We start from the raw sequence: 17,099 nt of genomic DNA, 5'->3' as shown, positions 1-17,099 counted from the left end.
AGAGAGAGAGGGGGGGGCAACATCGGCCAGCTGGGGGCCCTTCCGCGCCTGGTGACCCTCAGCGGCGAACGAGGGGCGTGAATTCGGGCTGCTTCAGCAGCGGCGTCAGGGCCGGGACATTCACCGGAAAGGCGAGGGTACGTCCCGCCAGGGTGAAGGCCACCCCAGCCGGAGCGCGGCGGGCGGCCACCTGAGCCCCGGGCAGGTCGGCGAGCGCCGCCAGGGCCACAAATGCCGTGCGGTTGAGGTACCGCACGGGAACGGTATGGGTCGGGCGTGGGGCGCTGGCCGACTGGGGCAGCGCGAGTGTGGCGGTGCGCGGCGTCAGGAGCGCGACGGAAAGGCCCAGCGCTCCGGCTGCGTCCGCCAGCGGCAGGTACACCTGGCCGTCGAGGACGCGCGCGGCCTGGCCAGCGGCCTGCGCGAGTTGTTCGGGAGTCCGAGCCGGGACGGGCGGCGTCACCGGCACAGCCGGGGCAGCGGGAGGCGTCACGGGGGCAGGCCGCTGCGCCCGTACGGCAGCCGCGCGTTTGGCTGCGGTACGGGCTTGGACTTCCTGGGTGTTCAGCGCACGCCCCCACCCGGCGGGCAGGTTGCGAAAGCTCGTCCAGGGGCCATCGGCGAGGGGGGCTTGTTTTTGAAGAGCGTTCAGGGTGCCGCCCTCGGTGGTGAAGTAGAGGGTGCCCTGGTCACTCACGGCGACATTCGTGTCGATCTTCTTGCCCGTGCTGATTTTCCACAGGAGCTGCCCATTCGGGGCGATGGCATGCAGGGTGCCGCCCAGGTCGGGCACGATCACGCTGCCGTCACTGAGTTCGGCCGCCGCAGCAGCGACCGGAGCGCCCGCCGCATACGTCCAGGCGTCCTCGCCCCCGGTGCGCACCGCGTACACGTTGCCGTCATAGCTGCCCACGACCACCAGGCCCGTGCTCGTGACGATGGGGCTGGCGTTCACGAACATCCCCGTAGGGCGCGACCAGCGCAGGCGTCCATCGGGCGCGACAGAGTAGATGCGGCGGTCACTCGACCCGAAGTAGATGTTCCCCTGTGCGTCCAGCGCCGGGCTGCTAAAGACCGTCGAACCGGCTCGGAAGGCCCACTTCAGCCGTCCGTCCGGGGCGAGGGCATACAGTTGGCCATTCTGTGCCCCAAAGTAGATGGTGCCGTCGGCGGCGACCGCAGGACTGCTGTACACCGGTGAACCCACCCGAAAGGTCCACAGCGCCTGCCCCTGCGGGGAAAGGGCTGTGACGCTCCCACCCGCCGTTCCCACGATCAGGCTGCCGTCGGGGCGTAGGGCGGGGCTGGCAAACACGTCCCCATCAAGCTTGATGTTCCACAGCAGCTTGCCCGCCGTGTCGAGCGCGTACACCTGGTCGTCATAGCTTGCCGCAATCACGGTGCCCTGCGGGGTGATCACCGGGTGCGCGCGCCCGATGTCCCCGGTGGCGTAATTCCACCTCTCGGCCCCCTGTGCGTCGGTGCGGTGAATGCGGGCGTCACTCCCCACGAACACCAGGTCACCCCCATCGGTGATGGCGACGCTGGAGAGCACCTTCAGGTCCTTAGACCAGGCGACCGTTGGAGGAGTGGACGGCTGTGCAAACGCGAGGCCGCCGGCGAGTGTCAATACAGCCAATGCGAGGGATTTCCTCATGTGAAGGTAAGCTCCTTTACAGTCCCTTTAGAGGGTGCGGGGGCGAATGGACGGCCCAAAGGGTAGCGTCCTAAGATGCATTTCGTTATGAAAAAGATTCTCATGTTGACCGCGTTTGCGCTTGCTGGCCTGGCCGCCGCGCAGGACACCACGACGCCCACCACGCCGCCCACCACCGACACGACCACCCAGGACACGACGACGACCCAAGACACAACGACGACGCAGGACGCGACCACGACCACCACCCAGGACACCACCCAGGACGTCGGCACGCCCGCCACCCTCACCGCGGAGCAGAACTTCGCGCGTGCCCAAGAATTCGCTGTGCAGGCGGACGTGGCCTATCCCGTCCCCTTCTACGACCGCACGCTGTGGAAGGCCGCCGTGGACCACGCCTACTACGCCGCGCAGCAGGAGGCGGGCAACCGCAACTATCAGTCGTACCTGGCGCAGCTCTACACCAAGACCCAGTGGTGGATCAACGCCTACAACGCCTGGAACCGCCTCGGTGACCTGAACGACACCGAACGGCAGTGGGCCGCTCTGAGCGCGGCCAAGCTCGCCTACATCGCCCTCCAGCGCGGCGACCGCACCGCCGCCCGCACCTACGTCGAGCAGGGCCTGCGCTGGGCCAACACCCCCAGCCTCCAGGCGATCCAGAGCCGCCTCTGAGGTAGGCCAGCGCTGCGGCGCGCCCTCCATCACAGGGGGCGCGTTTCTTATGGTGGCCTGTGCGCGCCCTGATGATCGCGGACACCCACGGCCTGCTGCGCCCGGAAGTCCTCACGCTGGCGCGAGAAGCAGACGCCGTCCTCCACGCGGGCGACATGGGCAGTCCGGAGGTGCTGGACGCCCTGCGCGCGGCTACTCCTGACCCGGTCTACGCGGTGCGGGGGAACGTGGACCGCACCCCGCCGCTCGCTCATTTGCCAGAAACCCTGCTGTTGACGTTGGAGGGCGTGTGGGTGTACCTGCTGCACAACCTGCAACGCCTTGACCTCTCTCCCCACGCGCCGCGGCTGGAGGAACGGGAGGGCGTCACCCGGCTGAATCCGGGGGCGGCCGGGCCGCGCCGGTTCCGGCTCCCGGTCGCCTGCGCGCAGCTGTACCTCAGCCCGAGCGAGGTGCGCGCGCAGTCACTCACGCTGTTGCCCTGAGGCGTTCGCCGCCGGTGGTAGCCTGCCGGACATGACCGCACCTGACCCCGTTCTTACCCCCGTGCACGGCACGCTGCACGCCCTCCAGGTGCCTATCCCCTACCCCATGAAGACCGTGACGGTCCTGATCGACACCGCCGGTCCCGTCACCCTGATCGACACGGCGCTGGACACGCCCGAGGCCAGAGCGGCCATCGAAGGGGGCCTTGCCGCGCTGGGACTGCACTGGCCGGACGTGGAGCGGGTTATCATCACGCACCATCATCCGGACCACTACGGGCTAGCCGGCGTGGTCGAGGAGCGCAGTGGGGCCAGCGTGCAGATGCTCGACGTGGAGATCGGGCGCGGCGAGCGCTACTGGCACCTGTGGGAGGAATGGCTCCCGGGCCACACCAAACACATGCAGGACCACGGGTTGCCGCCCCAGCTCATCGCGACGCTGGAACACGACAGCCGCCGGGGCCGTGCCCGCGTTCACCCCGCCAGCCGGGTCGCGCCCCTGCGCGAGGGCCAGATGATCACGCTGGCGGGCAGCGAGTGGGAGGTGCTGTGGCTGCCCGGGCACGCGGACGGACACCTGGGCCTCTGGAACGCGGAAGAAAGCCTGCTGATCGCCGGAGACGCGATTTTGCCCAGAATCAGCCCCAACGTGGGCCTGTACGCCTACACCCGGCCTGATCCGCTGGGGGACTACCTTCAGACGCTCGGCAAGTTGGAGGCGCTCAACCCAGCACGGGCGGTGGTCGGGCACCATGGCCCCGTGATGGAGGGGGTGCAGGCCCGCGCCCGCGAGCTGCGTGACCACCACCACGAACGGCTGGACTTTATCCGGGCGGAGGCAACCCGTGAGCCGCGCAGCGCCTACGGCCTCTCGCTCGCCATGTTTCCCCGTGACCTCAACACCGCCGGGCGGCGCTTTGCTCTGGCCGAGACCCTCGCGCACGCCGAGCACCTGCACCTGCTCGGGCAACTCGCGCGGACCTGGCAGGGCAACGAGTGGGTGTATCACGGCTGAAGCGCGAAAAGGGGCGGGCCACCGGTTGGCCCGCAGCCACCGCTCTATACTCCCTCCCATGACGGCCCCCGGAACGGAACTTCAGCGCATCATGCGCGCCCTGGAGGAAAGCGGCATGACCGTCGAGGCGGTGGAAGACGGCGCCCTGGTCCGCAATGGGGAAAGCCGCGTCGCCCTCTTCGCGGAGCCCGATCCGCAGGGCGGCGTGATTGTGAGGCTCCACCTCGACCTTGACCTCTACGTCGAGGAAGACGCTCTGCCGGACATCCTGATGGGCATGAACCTGCTCAACCAGGGCCTCGACTACGGCGCCCTGAACCTTGATCCGGTCGACGATGAGGAGGCGGGCGACGACACCCCCCTCACCTTTGCCGTGCTGGGCCGCAGCGTGCTGTGGCTGCGCGACCTCGGTTCCAGCGAACTGGAGAGGTTGCGCGAGCACCTGCGCCGCTTCGAGGCCGAAGTCACCGAGGCGGTCGAGCGCACCCTGCACGGCAGCAAGGGGATGAGCGCCTAATCCGTGCAGCCCCACGTCCAAAGAACAAGGCCGGAGCGCGTGTGCCCCGGCCCTCTTTGCCTTTCGCTTACTGCCGGTCTTGCAGCGGCACGTAGTGCTGATCCCGCGCGCCGGTGTACAGCGCGTCGGGGCGCAGCAGGCGGTTGTCACGGGTGTACTCGATCACCGAGGCACACCAGCCGCTGATGCGGGCCAGGGCGAAAATGGGCGTGAAGTATTCCTTCTTGATGCCCAGGTCGCTGTAGACGGTGCCGCTGTAGAAGTCCACATTGGGGTAGATGCCCTTGGCGCCCATGCGGTCCACCACGATCTTTTCAATCGTTTCGAGAATCTGGTAATAGTTACTTTTGCCTTCCTTGTTGGCGACGTGCTCGGCGTAGTCGCGCAGGACGCGGGAGCGGGGGTCAAAGTACTTGTAGACGCGGTGCCCGACGCCCATGATCTTTTCCTTGCGGTCGAGCTTGCCGCTGATGTATTCCGCTGCTCGGTCGGGGGTGCCGATCTCATCAAGCATGTCCATCACGGCCTCATTGGCGCCGCCGTGAAGCGGCCCCTTGAGCGCGCCGATGGCGGAGGTGATGCAGGAATACATGTCGCTGAGGGTGCTGGCCGTGGCGATCGCCGTAAAGGTGCTCGCGTTCATGCCGTGGTCGGCGTGCAGCACCAGGGCGATGTCAAAGAGCCGGGCCTGCTCGGCCGTGGGTTCCTTGCCGGTGAGCATGTACAGGAAGTTCCCCGCGTGCGTCAGGTCCAGGCGCGGCGCGATGATCTCCTGCCCCTCCTGCGCGCGGGCAATCGCCGCGATGATGGTGGCAAACTGCGCGATGAGGCGAATGGCGATGGCCCGGCGGCCCGCCTCGCTGGTGTCCTCGGCCTGGGGATCCAACAGGCCCAGGTACGAGGCGGCCGTGCGCAGCGCCTGCATGGGGTGAACGCCGCGCGGCATCGCCTGAATTACGTCCAGGAGCCCCTGCGGCACCGCTCGGTTGGCCCGGAGCTCCGCGTCGAAGCGGGCGAGTTCCTCGGCGGTGGGCAGCTTGCCGTCAAGCAGCGCCAGGGACAGTTCCTCAAAGGTGCTCTTCTCGGCCCACTCCTGAATAGGAATGCCCAGGTGCGTGAGGATGCCTTCTGCGCCGTTGATAAAGGTCAGTTTGGTCTCGGTGAAGAGAACGCCTTCCAGCCCTTTGGCGATGTTGGCGGTGTTGGTCATGGTAGGTTCACCATACCACCGGGCCGCGCTGCCCCGAATCCACCCCCAGTCACGTTCCCACGGCGGTGACAGCGCCGGCACCGAGGCACCCTAGAATGCCGCCCATGCAAGGCCCCACGCCCCGTGTGACTCTCGCCCTGGACACCGCCACCTCCTTTCTGACCCTGGCGCTGGCCTGGGACGGCGCAGAGGCCCAGCTTTCCGAGGAGGTGGGCCGCGCGCACGCCGAACGCCTCCCGGATGCCGCCAAGGCCCTGTTCAAGCGCGCAGGTCTGCCCTTTTTTGCCCAAACCATCGTTCTTGGAACCGGGCCGGGCTCGTACACCGGCGTGCGCGTCGGCGCGAGCTACGCGCTGGGGCTGGGGCGCGTCTGGGGGGCGCCGGTCAGGGGCGTCTCTACCCTGGAAGCCCTCGTGCGCGGGGCGAGCGGAAGCGTCCCCGAAGGCGAGGTGGCCGTCTCGCTTGATGCGCGGCGCGGCAACGTCTACGGCGCGGTCTATGAGGTCCGGGGGGGCGTGGTCACCCGCGTCATTCATGCCCCCGAAAAGCGGCCCCTGGCGGAGTTCGAGGCCCTGGCCGCCGGTCTCCCCCACCACCGGGACACGCCGCCGGACGGCCTGGCGCTGCTGCGGGCGGGGCTGGCACACGGGGCAACGGAATGGGCGCTGGCGTACCTGTAGGGAAACGCCACCTGGGGAAGGACGCCGGATGGCGTTCGGTCGCGAGGAAGGGCGGTTACTTCTACTTCTTCTGCAGCACCGCGATGTACTGCTTCAGGGCGTCGGCGCCCCGGCCCTGGGCGAAGGGGTGAAATGGGCCGCTCTGACCCCGCGCTCCCGCGTTCTGCCCCGTCCCACCAGACGGGCCGCCGAGCCTGCCGGGCACCCCTGGAAGCCGCAGCCCCAGCTGGCCCTGGCCGCCCCCATTTGGTCCGCTTCGCGCCTGTGCCCGCCGCGCCTCGCGCTCCTGCTCGGCCTTGAGCAACAGATCGTCGAGCGCCGTGAGCTGCCGCGCCGTCAGAATCTTGTCTTCGATCTGCGTGAGGTACTTCTGGGCGTCGTTGGGCTGCACCACCTTGGCCTTTTGCAGGGCGGTCAGGATGGGAAGCAGTTGCTTGGCCTGCGCCTTTGTCACCGCCGTCGCCCTGTTCTTTTCCAGCTCGGGCAGCAACCTGACTGTCTGGACCAGGTCCATGACCGGCTGCATCTGCGCCATGCGCGCCCGCATTTCCGGGGTGAGCTGCGGCGTCTGGCCGCTTTGCTGCGCGCCCGCCACGGGCAGGAGAACGAGGCCGAGGGGCAGGAGGAGCTTGAAGGGCTTCTGCATAGGCTTCATAGGGGGCTCCTTGTATGTGTTTGCTGGTGGGCGAAAGCTTCACTCGTACCGCAGGCTGTCTACCGGATCGAGCCGGGCTGCGCGGGCGGCGGGATAGTAGCCAAAGAACAGGCCAACGAGGGCGCTAAAGGCAAAGGCGACGAGGATGGGCGTGGGCGAGAAGACCGGGCTGATCCCGAAGGCGTTCCCGATGTAGGCGGCCCCGATGCCCAGCGCCAGGCCGATCAGGCCGCCACCGACAGAGAGCAGGGCGGCCTCGACCAAAAACTGCGTGAGGATGTCGCGGGGCTTGGCCCCGAGCGCCTTGCGGATCCCGATCTCGCGGGTGCGCTCGGTCACGCTGACAAGCATGATGTTCATGATGCCGATGCCGCCCACCAGGAGGCTGATTCCGGCAATCGCGCCCACCAGCAGGGTGAGCGTGCCCGTCACGCTGTTGAGGCTGGCCAGCGCGTCCGCCTGGTTCTGCACCTGAAAATCGAGGTTCTCAGGGTCGGTCTGCTCGTGGCGGGCGGCGAGCAGCTCGGTCACGTCCGACTGAAGCTGGCTGAGGTCATCCTTGCGGGCAGCCTGGAGGTACACGTTGTTCACTGTGGGCTGGCCTCCGGCGCTGTTCGTGCGGGCAAACCGCTGGGTGTAGGTGCTCAGGGGAATGAGCACCTGGCTGTTGGCGTTGCCAAAGCCGCTGTTGCCCTTGTCGGGCAGCACGCCGACGACCGTAAAGGACACGCCGTTGAGGCGAATTTTCTGCCCGATGGGGTCACTGCCGTCCGTAAAGAGGTCCGCCACCACCTGCGCGCCGATGACGGCAGTCCGCTTGCGACCTTCCACATCGGCCTGGGTAAAGTAGGCTCCGCGCTCCACCGGGCTGTTGCGAACCGTCTCATAGGGGGGCCAGGTGCCCACCACCGTGACCTGCGTGTTGCTGCTCCCCACCTTGGCTTGCACGCTGCTCTGCACCGTGGGGGCTACGCCCACCACCCGGTCCCCAAAGGCCGTCGCAAGCGCTTCTGCATCCTCCACGGTGATGGTCTGACGGGGCCCGCCCCGGACCAGGCTGCCGCCGGGCCGTCCCCGCGCGCTCTGCACGGTGAGGAGGTTGGTGCCCAGCGCTTCGAGATTGCGCGTCACACCCGCCGTGCTGCCCTGTCCGATCGCGGTGAGGGCGACGACCGCCGCCACACCGATAATCACGCCCAGCGCGGTCAGCATGGAGCGCAGGGGCGTCCCCACAATGGCCCGCCAGGCGATGCGAAAGGCCCCGCCCAGCCCCAGGCCGCCGCGCCTGACCACGGCAGCTTCCGCCTCCGGCACGGGGGTGACAAGGGGGGTGGTGTCTGGGTGAACGGTCATGGAGTGCCCTCCGGGCGGCGGGGCGTCTGCCGCTCGTCGCGTTCGATCAGGCCGTCACGCACGCGAATCACCCGTTCGGCATAGGCGCCGATGTCCGGCTCGTGCGTGACGAGGACAACGGTGGTGCCCTCGGCGTGGAGTTCGCTGAAAAGGGCCATCACCTCCTCGCTGGTGCGCGTGTCGAGGTTCCCGGTCGGTTCGTCCGCGAGCAGCAGGCGCGGACGGCCCGCCAGGGCGCGGGCAACGGCCACGCGCTGCTTCTGCCCGCCGCTGATCTGGCTGGGGAGGTTCCCGGCCTTGTTCGCCAGGCCCACGCGCTCCAGCAGTTGCAGCGCCCGCTCGCGCCGTTCCCGCGCCGGAACCCCCGCGTAGGTGAGGGGCACCTCCACATTCTCCAGCAGGGTCTGGCGGGGCAAGAGGTGAAACGCCTGGAACACGAAGCCGATCTCGCGGTTCCGGGCCTCGGCCCGCTCGTTCTCGCTCAGGGTGGTCACGTCACGGCCACCCAGGTGATAGGTCCCCGCGCTGGGACGGTCCAGCAGGCCGATCAGCTGCATCAGGGTGGTTTTGCCGCTGCCGGAAGGCCCCATCAGGGCCACCATCTCGCCTTGCCGGATCTGGAGGCTCACGCCCCGCAGCGCCTCGAACACCACGTCACCCTGGGCGTAGGTCTTGCGAATGTCCCGCAGGTCCACCACAGGAGGAGCCAGTGTGGTCGGCCTGACCTGAAAGGTGGATTCCGTCATGGCATTCCCCCGCCGAACGCGCCGGGAGGCGGGCCGCCAAAGCCACCCCGCTGCTCCTGTCCGCTGCTGCCGGTACTGGAGGTGCCGCGCCGAGTGCTCCCCGGCACCACCACCACCTGCCCAGCGGTCAAGCCACTTTCTACGATGACGTTGGTGCCGTCCGTCGGGCCCAGGGTCACGCGGGTGCGCTCAGGCTCGCCGCCTTCCTCGCCCTGGACCAGCACGTAATGCCGGTCCCGCACGGTCTGCACCGCCCGCTGCGGCACGACCAACCCGGACGCCTCGTTCTGGATGATCTCCGCCTCCGCGGTCATGCCGGGCCGCAGTTTGCCCTCCGGGTTAGGCAGACTCACGGTCGCCGTGAAGACGCTGATGCCGTTTTCCTGGGTGGCTCCCGGCGACACGCGAATCACCCGGCCAGTAAAGGTCTCGCCGTCGTAGGCGTCGAGCGTCACTTCGGCGGTCTGGCCGACGCGCACGCCCGCGATATCGGTCTCGTCCACCTGCACGGGAAGGTTGAGGGTGGTGTCGTCCAGCAGGGTGAGGAGGGTGGTGCTCGTCTCCACAACGGCACCTTCTGAGGCGTTGACAGCGCTGACAACGCCGCTGATGGGCGCGTAGACCTTGAGGTCCGCTTGGGCCTTTTGCGCGGTTGCCAGATTCTCCTCAGCCTGCTGCACGGCGAGCTGCGCGTTGCGCAGGTCCTGGGCGCCACTTTCGGCCTCAGCCTGCGCCTGAACGCGGGCGCTGGCCGCGCTGACGCGAGCAGTGGCCAAGCTGCTCTGCGCCTTTTGCAGGGCCGCTTGCGCGCTCACCACAGCGCTGCGCGCGTCCCCCAGCGCCTGAGCACTCACCGCGCCGATGGCCGCCAGGCGTTCTTGGGCCCTCAGGGTGGTGCGGGCCTGCGCCAGGGTCCGCTCGGCCTCACTGACAGCAGCCTGCGCCTGGGTGACGTTCGCGTCGGCCTGGGTGACGCTGCTCTGCTGCCCCACCCGCGACGACTGCTGCGAGGCGCGCAGGGCGTCCAGGGTGGCCCGCGCCTTTTCGAGGTTCAGCTCGGCGGTGCGGACGTTCGCGGTCACGTCGTCGCTTGTGAGGGTGGTGAGGAGTTGCCCGCGCGTGACCCGTTCGCCCACGGCGGGCAGTGTCCCCACAGTCACGTTGCGGTCCACGCCGATGGTGCGGGTGGCCGCCGCCTCCAGGGTACCGGGGCCACTCACGCTCACACGTACGGTGCCGAGCTGCACCACCTGGGTCTGGGTGGCTGGGGCCTGCGCCTGCGCCTCAGCCGAGTGCGTGCGCGTATACCACACGCCGCCTGCGCCACCAATCAGGAGCAGCCCGGCGAGCACCCAGGGCCAGCGCCTGCGCCGCCGAGCTCGGCGGGAGGGCACAGCCACTCCGGTGGCGGTCTGCTGCGAGGAAGGAAGGGTCATCACGCACCTCCGATGCCGGTCAGGTTCTGTCCGGCCGCGACCGACAGCGCAGCGAGCGCTTCCAGCACGTTGCCCTGCGCCTGCAGACGGCTAAACTGCGCCTGCTTCAGGGCCAGCTGCGTCTGCTGGAGCTCCACGGCGCTGATCGTCCCGCTTCTGAGGCGAGCCGCGTCCTGGTTGTAGCTCTTCAGAGCGGCCGCCTCGCGGCTGAGGGCCACCTCCAACTGCTCGGCGGCGTTCTGGGCGGTTTGATAGGCCGCGGCAAGCGAATTGGCAGCGTTCTTCTGTGCGGCGTCCAGGCTGCGCTGCGCATTGGCAAGGGCAGTGCGGGCGTCACTCAGGGTGCGGGCGGGGGTAAAGTCGTTGTCGGCCAGCCGCACGCTGAGCTGCGCTTCGGCCACCGCCTGCCGGGCCGCGACAACACTGGTGAGGTTGTCGTCCAGACCCGTGCGGAGTTGTGCCAGCGTCGTTTTGAGGGGAGGAAGCGTTCCCAGACCTGAAGCCCGCACGCCGCTGGAGAGGCCGGTGAGGCTGGCGAGCCTGGCGGAGGCGAGGTTCACCTGCGCGCGGGCGTCTTCGAGGGTCTGCGTGCTGCCCGCCAGGGTGTTTTGCGCCTTTTGCACGTCGAGGGCGGTCGCGTTGCCCACACTCTGCTTGACCTGGGCAACCTGCACAGCCTTCCGGTCCACCTGGGTCTGAAGGGTCTGGAGTTCCACGTTCTCCTGCGCCTCCAACAGCGCGATGTAGGCGCTGACCGTGTTTTGGAGGGTCGAAAGCCGCGCCGCGCGGAGCTGCACCGTGGCGAGCGCCTGCTCGTTTTGCGCCGACAATCTGGCTGCCGCGAGGACGCTGGGATCACTCTGCGCGGCCCGGTTCGCGGCGGTCGCCTTTTCGAGGTTGGCCTGTGCCGTCCGCACGTCCGTTCCATTGGTGAGCGCGGCCTGCACGGCCTGGGTGAGTGAGACGGCGGTCTGGGCCGCGGCGGTGGGCAAAAGCAGGGCGAAACTCAGGGCGAGGGTCAGGGTGGGGACGCGCTTCACAGGGAGCCTCCGGCAGCATGGGCAAGTTGAATGAGGGCGATCTGGGCATTCGCGCGGGCCTGAACAAGGGCGCGCCGCGCCTGGGCGAGGTTCAGTTCGGCGGCAGTCACGTCGTCGGCGGTGCCTGTTCCCGCCTGCAAGCGGGCCTGAGCCGCCTGCAGGGCCGCCCGCGCCACCTCGACCTGGGTGCTGCGAGCGGGAAGGGCCGTTAATGCCGACTGGGCGGCGCTGTATCGGGTGCGAACTTCCAGTTCAGCGTTCTGCTGGGTGACATTCAGGGTGAGCTGCGCCTGGGTCACGCTCGCCTCCGCGGCCGACAGCTGTGCACGCAGGGCGGGCGAATACACCACGTAGCCGCCGCTGAGGCTGGCGACCACGCGGCTCGTGCTGCTCTCCGCCGCGCTACTGCCCAGCGGCAGGCTGTACCCCACGCTGGCGCTCCCCTCCTTGAGGTTCAGGCTGGCACTCAGGCCACCGCTTCCCGCTGGGCCGTAACGAACGGTGGTGGTGAGATCAGGAAGCTGCACGTCACGCTGCTGCTCGGCAAGCGTCTCCTGAGCGGCGGCCAGGTTGTTCTGCGCCTCGATCACGGCGCTGGTGCCGCGGCGAGCACGGGCGACAAGGGCACCGAGGTCCGGCAGGGAAAAGCTGCTCGCGGGCAGGCTGCCAAAGACCACACCGGTCAGGTCACGGCCCAGCACCGCAGCGAGGTTGAGACGGGCGGTCTCGAGGCTTTCTTGCGCCTCGAGCACAGAGCTTTGCGCCAGCTGCACGTTCGCCTGAGCGCTCAGCACACTCTCTTGGGTGGCGTTGGCCTGGGCCTGCTGAGAGAGCGCCACCTCCAGTTGCCGCTGGCGCAGGGCCAGGGCCTGCTGAGAGAGCGTCACGTCCTGCTGGGCAAGAACGGCCGCGAAGTACTGCTGGTACACGTTGAGCCGCGCGCTCGCCTGTGCCTCGGCCAGCCGCGCCTGAGCGAGGGCCAGGTTGCGCTGCGCAGCCTGCAACGTCCGCTGCGCGCTCGACCACGGCAGCAGCCCCAAGCTCGCCTGCACGCCCGCGCTGCCGCCCAAGCTGCTCGCAACCGCCGTTGCGGTGCCGTCCGCCGCCGTGGTAGACGGCCCGGTATAGCTCGCGTTTCCTGTCACGCTGATGCTGAGGCCCAGAGCGCTGCGGGCCGCGTCCAGGTTGCGCTGCGCCACCTGCACGCTGAGCTGCGCCTGCGTGACGCTGGGGGCCTGCGCCAGCTGGGCGAGGGCGGCTTCGAGGGTCAGGGTGTTGGCCGCAGTGGCCTGGGCTTGCGGCGCCGTGGTCTGCGCCGTCGTCTGGGCCTGGACGCCGCCCGCCGCGAGGAGCAGCGTCAGCGTCCAGCGAAGGGAAAAGCGGAGGGGAGGGCTGGTCATGTCCCCCACCGTGCCCTGAGGGCGTCAACGCCCTGCGAACTTTTTTTGAAGATTTGTCGAAAATCGCCGGAGCAGGTGGAAGGAGAGCCGCACCCGGACGGCCTGCACCGCCCTTTGCGGCCGGGGACGGGCCTTTGCAGAACCTTCGCCGGACGTCTCTACCATGGGGGGATGAGTGCCCTGATCCTGATCGTGGAGGACGAACCGCAGCTTGCGGAGGTGCTGGACGCCTACGCGCGGCAGGAGGGCTACCGCACCGAACGCGCCGCCGATGGTCACGCCGCCCTCACCCTCTACCGCGCCGCGCAGCCCGACCTGATCCTGCTGGACGTGATGCTGCCCGGCCGCAGCGGATTGGACGTTTTAAGAGCCGTTCGCGCGAGTGGCTCCACACCCATCATCCTGGTGACGGCCCGTGCAGAAGAGACGGACCGCATCGTGGGCCTGGAGCTGGGCGCGGACGACTACGTGGTGAAACCCTTCCGCCCACGCGAGGTGATGGCGCGCGTCAAGGCGGTGTTGCGCCGGGTCAACAGCGCGCTCGAGGACCTCGAGCGCCCGCTGCGTGTGGGGCCGCTCGAGGTGGACCGCAGAGCAGCGCGGGCCCGTGTGAACGGCGAAGTGCTGCACCTGACCCCCACCGAGTTCCGCTTGCTCGCACACCTCGCACAGGCCCCGGGCCGTGCCTTTACCCGCGAAGAACTGCTGACGGCGGCCCTGCCCGACAGTGACGCGATGGCGCGGGTGGTGGACGCGCATCTCGCCAGCATTCGGCGCAAGCTCGACGCGGGGGGAGGCACCGGCCTGCTGCATACGGTACGGGGTGTGGGCTACCGCTTGGAGGCGAACCCTTGACCCTTCCTCCCCGCTGGCAACGGCCCAGCCTCGCGGTGACCCTGCTGCTCTCGATGCTGCTCGTCGTGGGGCTGGCGGTGGGCAGCATGTTCCTGTTCTCGAATCTCGCTGTGCGGCGCGAGGTCGCGCGGCTTCCACCAGAGGTCCAGGCCTACCTGCGTGCTCGTCAGGAGGCGGAGCGGCGGGGCGAGCCTCTTCCTCCCCCGCCCCGACCTCCCACCCCACCCGCCGGAACGGCCAGCGGCAACACGGGCAGTTCGACCACGCCTGCCGACCGGCCGCCCCGTGGCCTGCCCGCCGTCCTGAATCCCCGCACGCGCAGCTTCGTGCGGGACGTGCAGACCAGCCTGGTGCAGGGGGGGCTGCTGGCGGCGGCGGCCGCCGCCTCGCTGAGCCTCTTGCTTGCCCGGCGCATCGCGCGGCCCATCACGGCGGTCTCGCGGGCCGCAGCGCAGCTCGCAGACGGCGACCTGACGTCGCGTGCGCCGGCCTTGCGGGGGGACCGCGAGGTTGCGGAGCTGGCCCGCACCTTTAATGTGATGGCCGGAAACCTGGAGAGCCTGGAGCGCGAGCGCCAGCAGGCCGTGGCCGACATCGCACACGAACTGCGCACCCCCATCGCCATCATGCAGGCGCGGCTAGACGCCCTCGAAGATGGGGTGTATCCCCTCGATACGGGACAGATCGCCCTGCTGAGCGCCCAGACCCAGCTTCTGACTCGTCTGGTGGGTGACCTGCGGACCCTCACGCTGGCCGACGCGGGCCGCCTGGGCCTGCACGACGAGGCCTTGAATCTGGCGGAGGTGGCCGAAGAGGTGGTGCGCGACTTCCGCGACCAGGCGGAGGGGCATGGCCTGCGCCTCACCCTGTGGGCGGACCCCGCACCCATGACCGCTGACCGCGACCGAATCCGGCAGATCACCGCCAATCTGGTCGAGAACGCCTTGCGCTACGCCCGTTTGCAGGTCACCGTGCGTGTTGAGGCGGACGCCGACACGGCGCGCCTCCATGTGGAAGATGACGGCCCCGGTATTCCCGCTGCCCTACGCGACACGGTGTTTACCCGCTTTACTCGCCTCGATGAGAGCCGAACCCGCGATACCGGCGGCAGTGGGCTGGGCCTCGCCATCGTCCGCGCACTGGCGGGAGCCCACGGCGGCGAGGCGTATGCCTGCGCTTCCCCCCTGGGCGGAGCACGCTTCACGGTGGTGCTGCCCCGTCACGGCGGGCGTTCGTCTGCTACCCCCGCGCCCGCACCCCGACCAGTACGCCAGCGGTAAAGGCCCCGGCAAAGGGCAGATTCGCGGTCAGCACGCGGCCTAACCACGCGCCACTCGGGGGGCCGCCCCCCGGCAGGAGCGGGGCCGCCAGAGCCTGCACTCGCGGCCAATTCACGGTGAGCAGGTCAAAGAAGGCGAGAAGCTGCACGGTGATCAACAGCAGACCCAGCGCGAGCAGCGCGAGACGGACGATCCTTTTGAGGGCGAGGCCGGTAGCAAACCCCAGCAGCATCCCTACGCTCAGGTCGGGCAGCAGGAGCCGCAGGGCTTCGGTGATGGGGGCGGCAGAAAGCGTGTCGGGGGCCAAGGCAGGGTCATGCTACGGCCGGGCGTCTTGCGGGTGTCTTGCAGGCGGCCCCGTCACACGTCCCCGAGCGTTCCGCCAAAGGGCTGACGCATGGGGGGCTGGGCAGGCGGTATGGTGAGGCGGACGTGACTGCCGAACCGGAGATCCTCACGCCCGAGCTGCTCGCCCGCCTGAGGGCCGGGGAGGAGGCGGCCTGGTACGACTTCGTAAGCGCGTACGAGGGCCGCATGTACGCCTACCTCTACCGCTTGGAGGGCAATGTCGAGGATGCCCTGGACCTCACGCAGGAGGTTTTCTACCGCGCCTGGCGCAGCATTCACACCTTCCGGGAGGGCGAGCGGGTGCTTCCGTGGCTCTACCAGGTGGCGCGCAACACCCAGATCGAGTCACACCGCCGCAAGCAGCTCCAGCGCTTCAGCCTGGAAGAAGCCCGCGAGGACGTGGGCTTTGAGGTCACCAGCAGCGCCCGCTCCCCGGTGCAGGCCGCCGAGAGCGCCGACGCCCAGGACCGGGTGCAGCGCGCCTTGATGAGCCTGGCCCCCGAGTACCGCGAGGCGGTCGTCCTGCGCTTTGTAGAAGACCTGCCCTACGACGAGATCGCGCGTATCCAGGGGGTGGCGGTCGGCACGGCCAAAAGCCGGGTTTTCCGCGCCAAGGAGCAACTGGCGGAGCTGCTGGCCAACGTGGCGGACGTGCACTGAGAAGAGGTGCTCCCCGTGCCTTCCCTCACGGCAGAGGGCTGCTCCCACCCGCTAGCCTGCTCGGGTGACACACAGAGGGCGGTGGAGAAAGAGGCTGGCACTGCTGGCGACCATGCTGGGAACGGGAGGGCTGGGGTCTTGCGCGGCCCAGCCGGTGCAGTTTCAGGTGGGCTTCACCCTGCGGGAGGACCGGCGGGCGCCCCTGGCCGTAACGTTTACGGCGCGGGCGCCCGCCGAGTACCGCGTGATGTGGGACTTCGGGGACGGCGGTACCGAAAGCGGCCACAGCGTGACCCACACCTACTACCGTCCGGGAACGTACCGCGTTCAGGCGCAGTTGCTGGACGCACGCGGGCAGGTACGCTCCACAGCCAGCGGCACGATTGAGGTGCGCAGCGCGGGCGCCGAGCGCGCCGGACTGGTCGTGCTTCTGGGTCGGGGCGAGGTGCGGCTCAGCGCGGCGGGCAGCGTGGTGTACCGGCCGGGCGAGCCTGACTTCACGCTGGACGGCCGGGCCGTCGGGACGAGCCCCCTTCCGGTCGCGCCGGGTGAACACCGTGCGGTCCTGCACCTGATCGGGGCAAGCGGTCCTCTGGCCGACAGCGTGCGCTTTCAGATGGCCCCCCTGGAAGGCAGCGCGCCCTTCGAGACGGAGGTGCTGCGCCTGACGAACCGGGCGCGCGAACGCGGCTGGAACTGTGAGACGGGGCGCGAGGGCGGTCCGGCCCTTCCCCCGCTGACCCGTGACCCGCGGCTGGAGGTGGCGGCCCTCGCACAGTCGGCGGGCATGGCCCTGCACGGGTACTTCGACCACAACAGTGCCGTGGACGGCAGCACGCCCGCACAACGGGTGGAGGCGGCGGGTCTGCGGGCCGTCGCCTCGGGCGAGAACATCGCCTCAGGACAGCACACGCCGCAGGAGGTCATGCAGGCCTGGCTGCGCAGCCCCGGCCACTGCCGAAACATCATGGGGGACTACACCCGCATCGGCGTGGCCTACGTGAACCGGCCCGGTCATTCGGGCGGGCCCTACTGGACGCAGGTCTTTGCGACCCCGGCAGAAGGGCAGCCCTGAGCGGGAATCAGG

General features: G+C 69.1%; 18 protein-coding genes. 9 read left to right on the top strand and 9 right to left on the bottom strand.

All coding sequences use genetic code 11. The features are described from left to right. Positions 1–58: 58 nt before the first annotated feature. Complete coding sequence (locus tag EI73_RS12635) at positions 59–1,657, bottom strand: PQQ-binding-like beta-propeller repeat protein (protein ID WP_034387186.1); 1,599 nt, start codon at positions 1,655–1,657, stop codon at positions 59–61. A gap of 87 nt (positions 1,658–1,744) precedes the next feature. Between EI73_RS12635 and EI73_RS16550 the strand changes: the two genes are divergently transcribed. Genes EI73_RS16550 through EI73_RS12615 form a run of 4 tightly spaced genes read left to right on the top strand, consistent with a single transcriptional unit; the run spans position 1,745 to position 4,349 of the window. After that, complete coding sequence (locus tag EI73_RS16550) at positions 1,745–2,332, top strand: hypothetical protein (RefSeq protein WP_231557336.1); 588 nt, start codon at positions 1,745–1,747, stop codon at positions 2,330–2,332. Positions 2,333–2,391: 59 nt separating this feature from the next. Then, complete coding sequence (locus EI73_RS12625; protein WP_197050762.1) at positions 2,392–2,817, top strand: metallophosphoesterase family protein; 426 nt, start codon at positions 2,392–2,394, stop codon at positions 2,815–2,817. Between the two features lie 31 nt (positions 2,818–2,848). Beyond that, positions 2,849–3,832 carry an MBL fold metallo-hydrolase gene (locus EI73_RS12620; protein WP_034387183.1) on the top strand — a complete coding sequence of 328 codons (984 nt, stop codon included), beginning with the start codon at positions 2,849–2,851 and terminating at the stop codon, positions 3,830–3,832. Positions 3,833–3,890: 58 nt separating this feature from the next. Then, a complete protein-coding gene (locus EI73_RS12615) occupies positions 3,891–4,349 on the top strand; it encodes a hypothetical protein (RefSeq protein WP_034387181.1) in 459 nt (152 codons plus the stop codon). Between the two features lie 67 nt (positions 4,350–4,416). Here the strand turns inward: EI73_RS12615 and EI73_RS12610 are convergent, their stop codons facing one another. After that, the gene (locus EI73_RS12610) at positions 4,417–5,559 is read right to left on the bottom strand and encodes a citrate/2-methylcitrate synthase (protein ID WP_034387179.1); all 1,143 of its coding nucleotides are present in this window, start codon (positions 5,557–5,559) and stop codon (positions 4,417–4,419) included. A 95-nt stretch (positions 5,560–5,654) separates the two neighbouring features. On the opposite strand from EI73_RS12610, the gene tsaB reads away from it, so the two are divergent. Beyond that, entirely contained in the window at positions 5,655–6,239 is a 585-nt protein-coding gene (gene tsaB, locus EI73_RS12605; RefSeq protein WP_034387177.1) for a tRNA (adenosine(37)-N6)-threonylcarbamoyltransferase complex dimerization subunit type 1 TsaB, read from the top strand. A 61-nt stretch (positions 6,240–6,300) separates the two neighbouring features. Here tsaB and EI73_RS12600 read toward each other — a convergent pair whose 3' ends face one another. Genes EI73_RS12600 through EI73_RS12575 form a run of 6 tightly spaced genes read right to left on the bottom strand, consistent with a single transcriptional unit; the run spans position 6,301 to position 12,869 of the window. Beyond that, entirely contained in the window at positions 6,301–6,894 is a 594-nt protein-coding gene (locus EI73_RS12600) for a hypothetical protein (protein WP_231557335.1), read from the bottom strand. A 39-nt stretch (positions 6,895–6,933) separates the two neighbouring features. After that, entirely contained in the window at positions 6,934–8,247 is a 1,314-nt protein-coding gene (locus EI73_RS12595) for an ABC transporter permease (RefSeq protein WP_081909028.1), read from the bottom strand. Continuing rightward, complete coding sequence (locus tag EI73_RS12590) at positions 8,244–8,993, bottom strand: ABC transporter ATP-binding protein (RefSeq protein ID WP_051935528.1); 750 nt, start codon at positions 8,991–8,993, stop codon at positions 8,244–8,246. The genes EI73_RS12595 and EI73_RS12590 overlap by 4 nt, the downstream gene beginning before the upstream one ends. Beyond that, positions 8,990–10,429 (bottom strand): efflux RND transporter periplasmic adaptor subunit, encoded by a 1,440-nt coding sequence (locus EI73_RS12585; protein ID WP_051935527.1) that lies wholly within the window; start codon positions 10,427–10,429, stop codon positions 8,990–8,992. The genes EI73_RS12590 and EI73_RS12585 overlap by 4 nt, the downstream gene beginning before the upstream one ends. Next, positions 10,429–11,469, bottom strand: a complete 1,041-nt coding sequence (locus EI73_RS12580) for a TolC family protein (protein WP_051935526.1) — start codon at positions 11,467–11,469, stop codon at positions 10,429–10,431. Before EI73_RS12580 ends, EI73_RS12585 begins: the two co-directional genes overlap by 1 nt. Then, entirely contained in the window at positions 11,466–12,869 is a 1,404-nt protein-coding gene (locus tag EI73_RS12575; protein WP_034387173.1) for a TolC family protein, read from the bottom strand. Before EI73_RS12575 ends, EI73_RS12580 begins: the two co-directional genes overlap by 4 nt. Positions 12,870–13,040: 171 nt before the next feature. On the opposite strand from EI73_RS12575, the gene EI73_RS12570 reads away from it, so the two are divergent. Beyond that, positions 13,041–13,724, top strand: coding sequence for a response regulator (locus EI73_RS12570; RefSeq protein ID WP_034387170.1), 684 nt, complete (start codon positions 13,041–13,043; stop codon positions 13,722–13,724). Continuing rightward, a complete protein-coding gene (locus tag EI73_RS12565) occupies positions 13,721–15,004 on the top strand; it encodes an ATP-binding protein (protein ID WP_034387167.1) in 1,284 nt (427 codons plus the stop codon). Before EI73_RS12570 ends, EI73_RS12565 begins: the two co-directional genes overlap by 4 nt. Here EI73_RS12565 and EI73_RS12560 read toward each other — a convergent pair. After that, on the bottom strand, positions 14,964–15,311 hold the full coding sequence (locus EI73_RS12560; protein ID WP_034387165.1) for an FUN14 domain-containing protein: 348 nt from the start codon (positions 15,309–15,311) through the stop codon (positions 14,964–14,966). The two genes, EI73_RS12565 and EI73_RS12560, sit on opposite strands and share 41 nt — an antisense overlap. Before the next feature lie 125 nt (positions 15,312–15,436). Here EI73_RS12560 and EI73_RS12555 point away from each other — a divergent pair, with 125 nt between their 5' ends. Both EI73_RS12555 and EI73_RS12550 read left to right on the top strand, forming a co-directional pair. Then, positions 15,437–16,012, top strand: a complete 576-nt coding sequence (locus tag EI73_RS12555; protein ID WP_034387162.1) for an RNA polymerase sigma factor — start codon at positions 15,437–15,439, stop codon at positions 16,010–16,012. 64 nt (positions 16,013–16,076) lie between these two features. After that, the gene (locus EI73_RS12550) at positions 16,077–17,087 is read left to right on the top strand and encodes a CAP domain-containing protein (protein ID WP_231557334.1); all 1,011 of its coding nucleotides are present in this window, start codon (positions 16,077–16,079) and stop codon (positions 17,085–17,087) included. Positions 17,088–17,099: the final 12 nt, after the last annotated feature.

The sequence above is a fragment of the Deinococcus sp. YIM 77859 genome (assembly GCF_000745175.1).
Taxonomy (GTDB): Bacteria; Deinococcota; Deinococci; order Deinococcales; family Deinococcaceae; genus Deinococcus.
The sequence above is the reverse complement of the archived record's forward strand: the minus strand, read 5'-3'. Positions and strand labels throughout refer to the sequence as shown.

What these genes read in the sequence shown, in the direction of transcription:
- EI73_RS12575 (WP_034387173.1), bottom strand. Translation starts at nt 12,869, where the DNA reads ATGACCAGCCCTCCCCTCCGCTTTTCCCTTCGCTGGACGCTGACGCTG.
- EI73_RS12595 (WP_081909028.1), bottom strand. Translation starts at nt 8,247, where the DNA reads ATGACCGTTCACCCAGACACCACCCCCCTTGTCACCCCCGTGCCGGAG.
- EI73_RS16550 (WP_231557336.1), top strand. Translation starts at nt 1,745, where the DNA reads ATGAAAAAGATTCTCATGTTGACCGCGTTTGCGCTTGCTGGCCTGGCC.
- EI73_RS12635 (WP_034387186.1), bottom strand. Translation starts at nt 1,657, where the DNA reads ATGAGGAAATCCCTCGCATTGGCTGTATTGACACTCGCCGGCGGCCTC.
- EI73_RS12610 (WP_034387179.1), bottom strand. Translation starts at nt 5,559, where the DNA reads ATGACCAACACCGCCAACATCGCCAAAGGGCTGGAAGGCGTTCTCTTC.
- tsaB (WP_034387177.1), top strand. Translation starts at nt 5,655, where the DNA reads ATGCCGCCCATGCAAGGCCCCACGCCCCGTGTGACTCTCGCCCTGGAC.
- EI73_RS12570 (WP_034387170.1), top strand. Translation starts at nt 13,041, where the DNA reads ATGAGTGCCCTGATCCTGATCGTGGAGGACGAACCGCAGCTTGCGGAG.
- EI73_RS12585 (WP_051935527.1), bottom strand. Translation starts at nt 10,429, where the DNA reads ATGACCCTTCCTTCCTCGCAGCAGACCGCCACCGGAGTGGCTGTGCCC.
- EI73_RS12590 (WP_051935528.1), bottom strand. Translation starts at nt 8,993, where the DNA reads ATGACGGAATCCACCTTTCAGGTCAGGCCGACCACACTGGCTCCTCCT.
- EI73_RS12600 (WP_231557335.1), bottom strand. Translation starts at nt 6,894, where the DNA reads ATGAAGCCTATGCAGAAGCCCTTCAAGCTCCTCCTGCCCCTCGGCCTC.
- EI73_RS12615 (WP_034387181.1), top strand. Translation starts at nt 3,891, where the DNA reads ATGACGGCCCCCGGAACGGAACTTCAGCGCATCATGCGCGCCCTGGAG.
- EI73_RS12620 (WP_034387183.1), top strand. Translation starts at nt 2,849, where the DNA reads ATGACCGCACCTGACCCCGTTCTTACCCCCGTGCACGGCACGCTGCAC.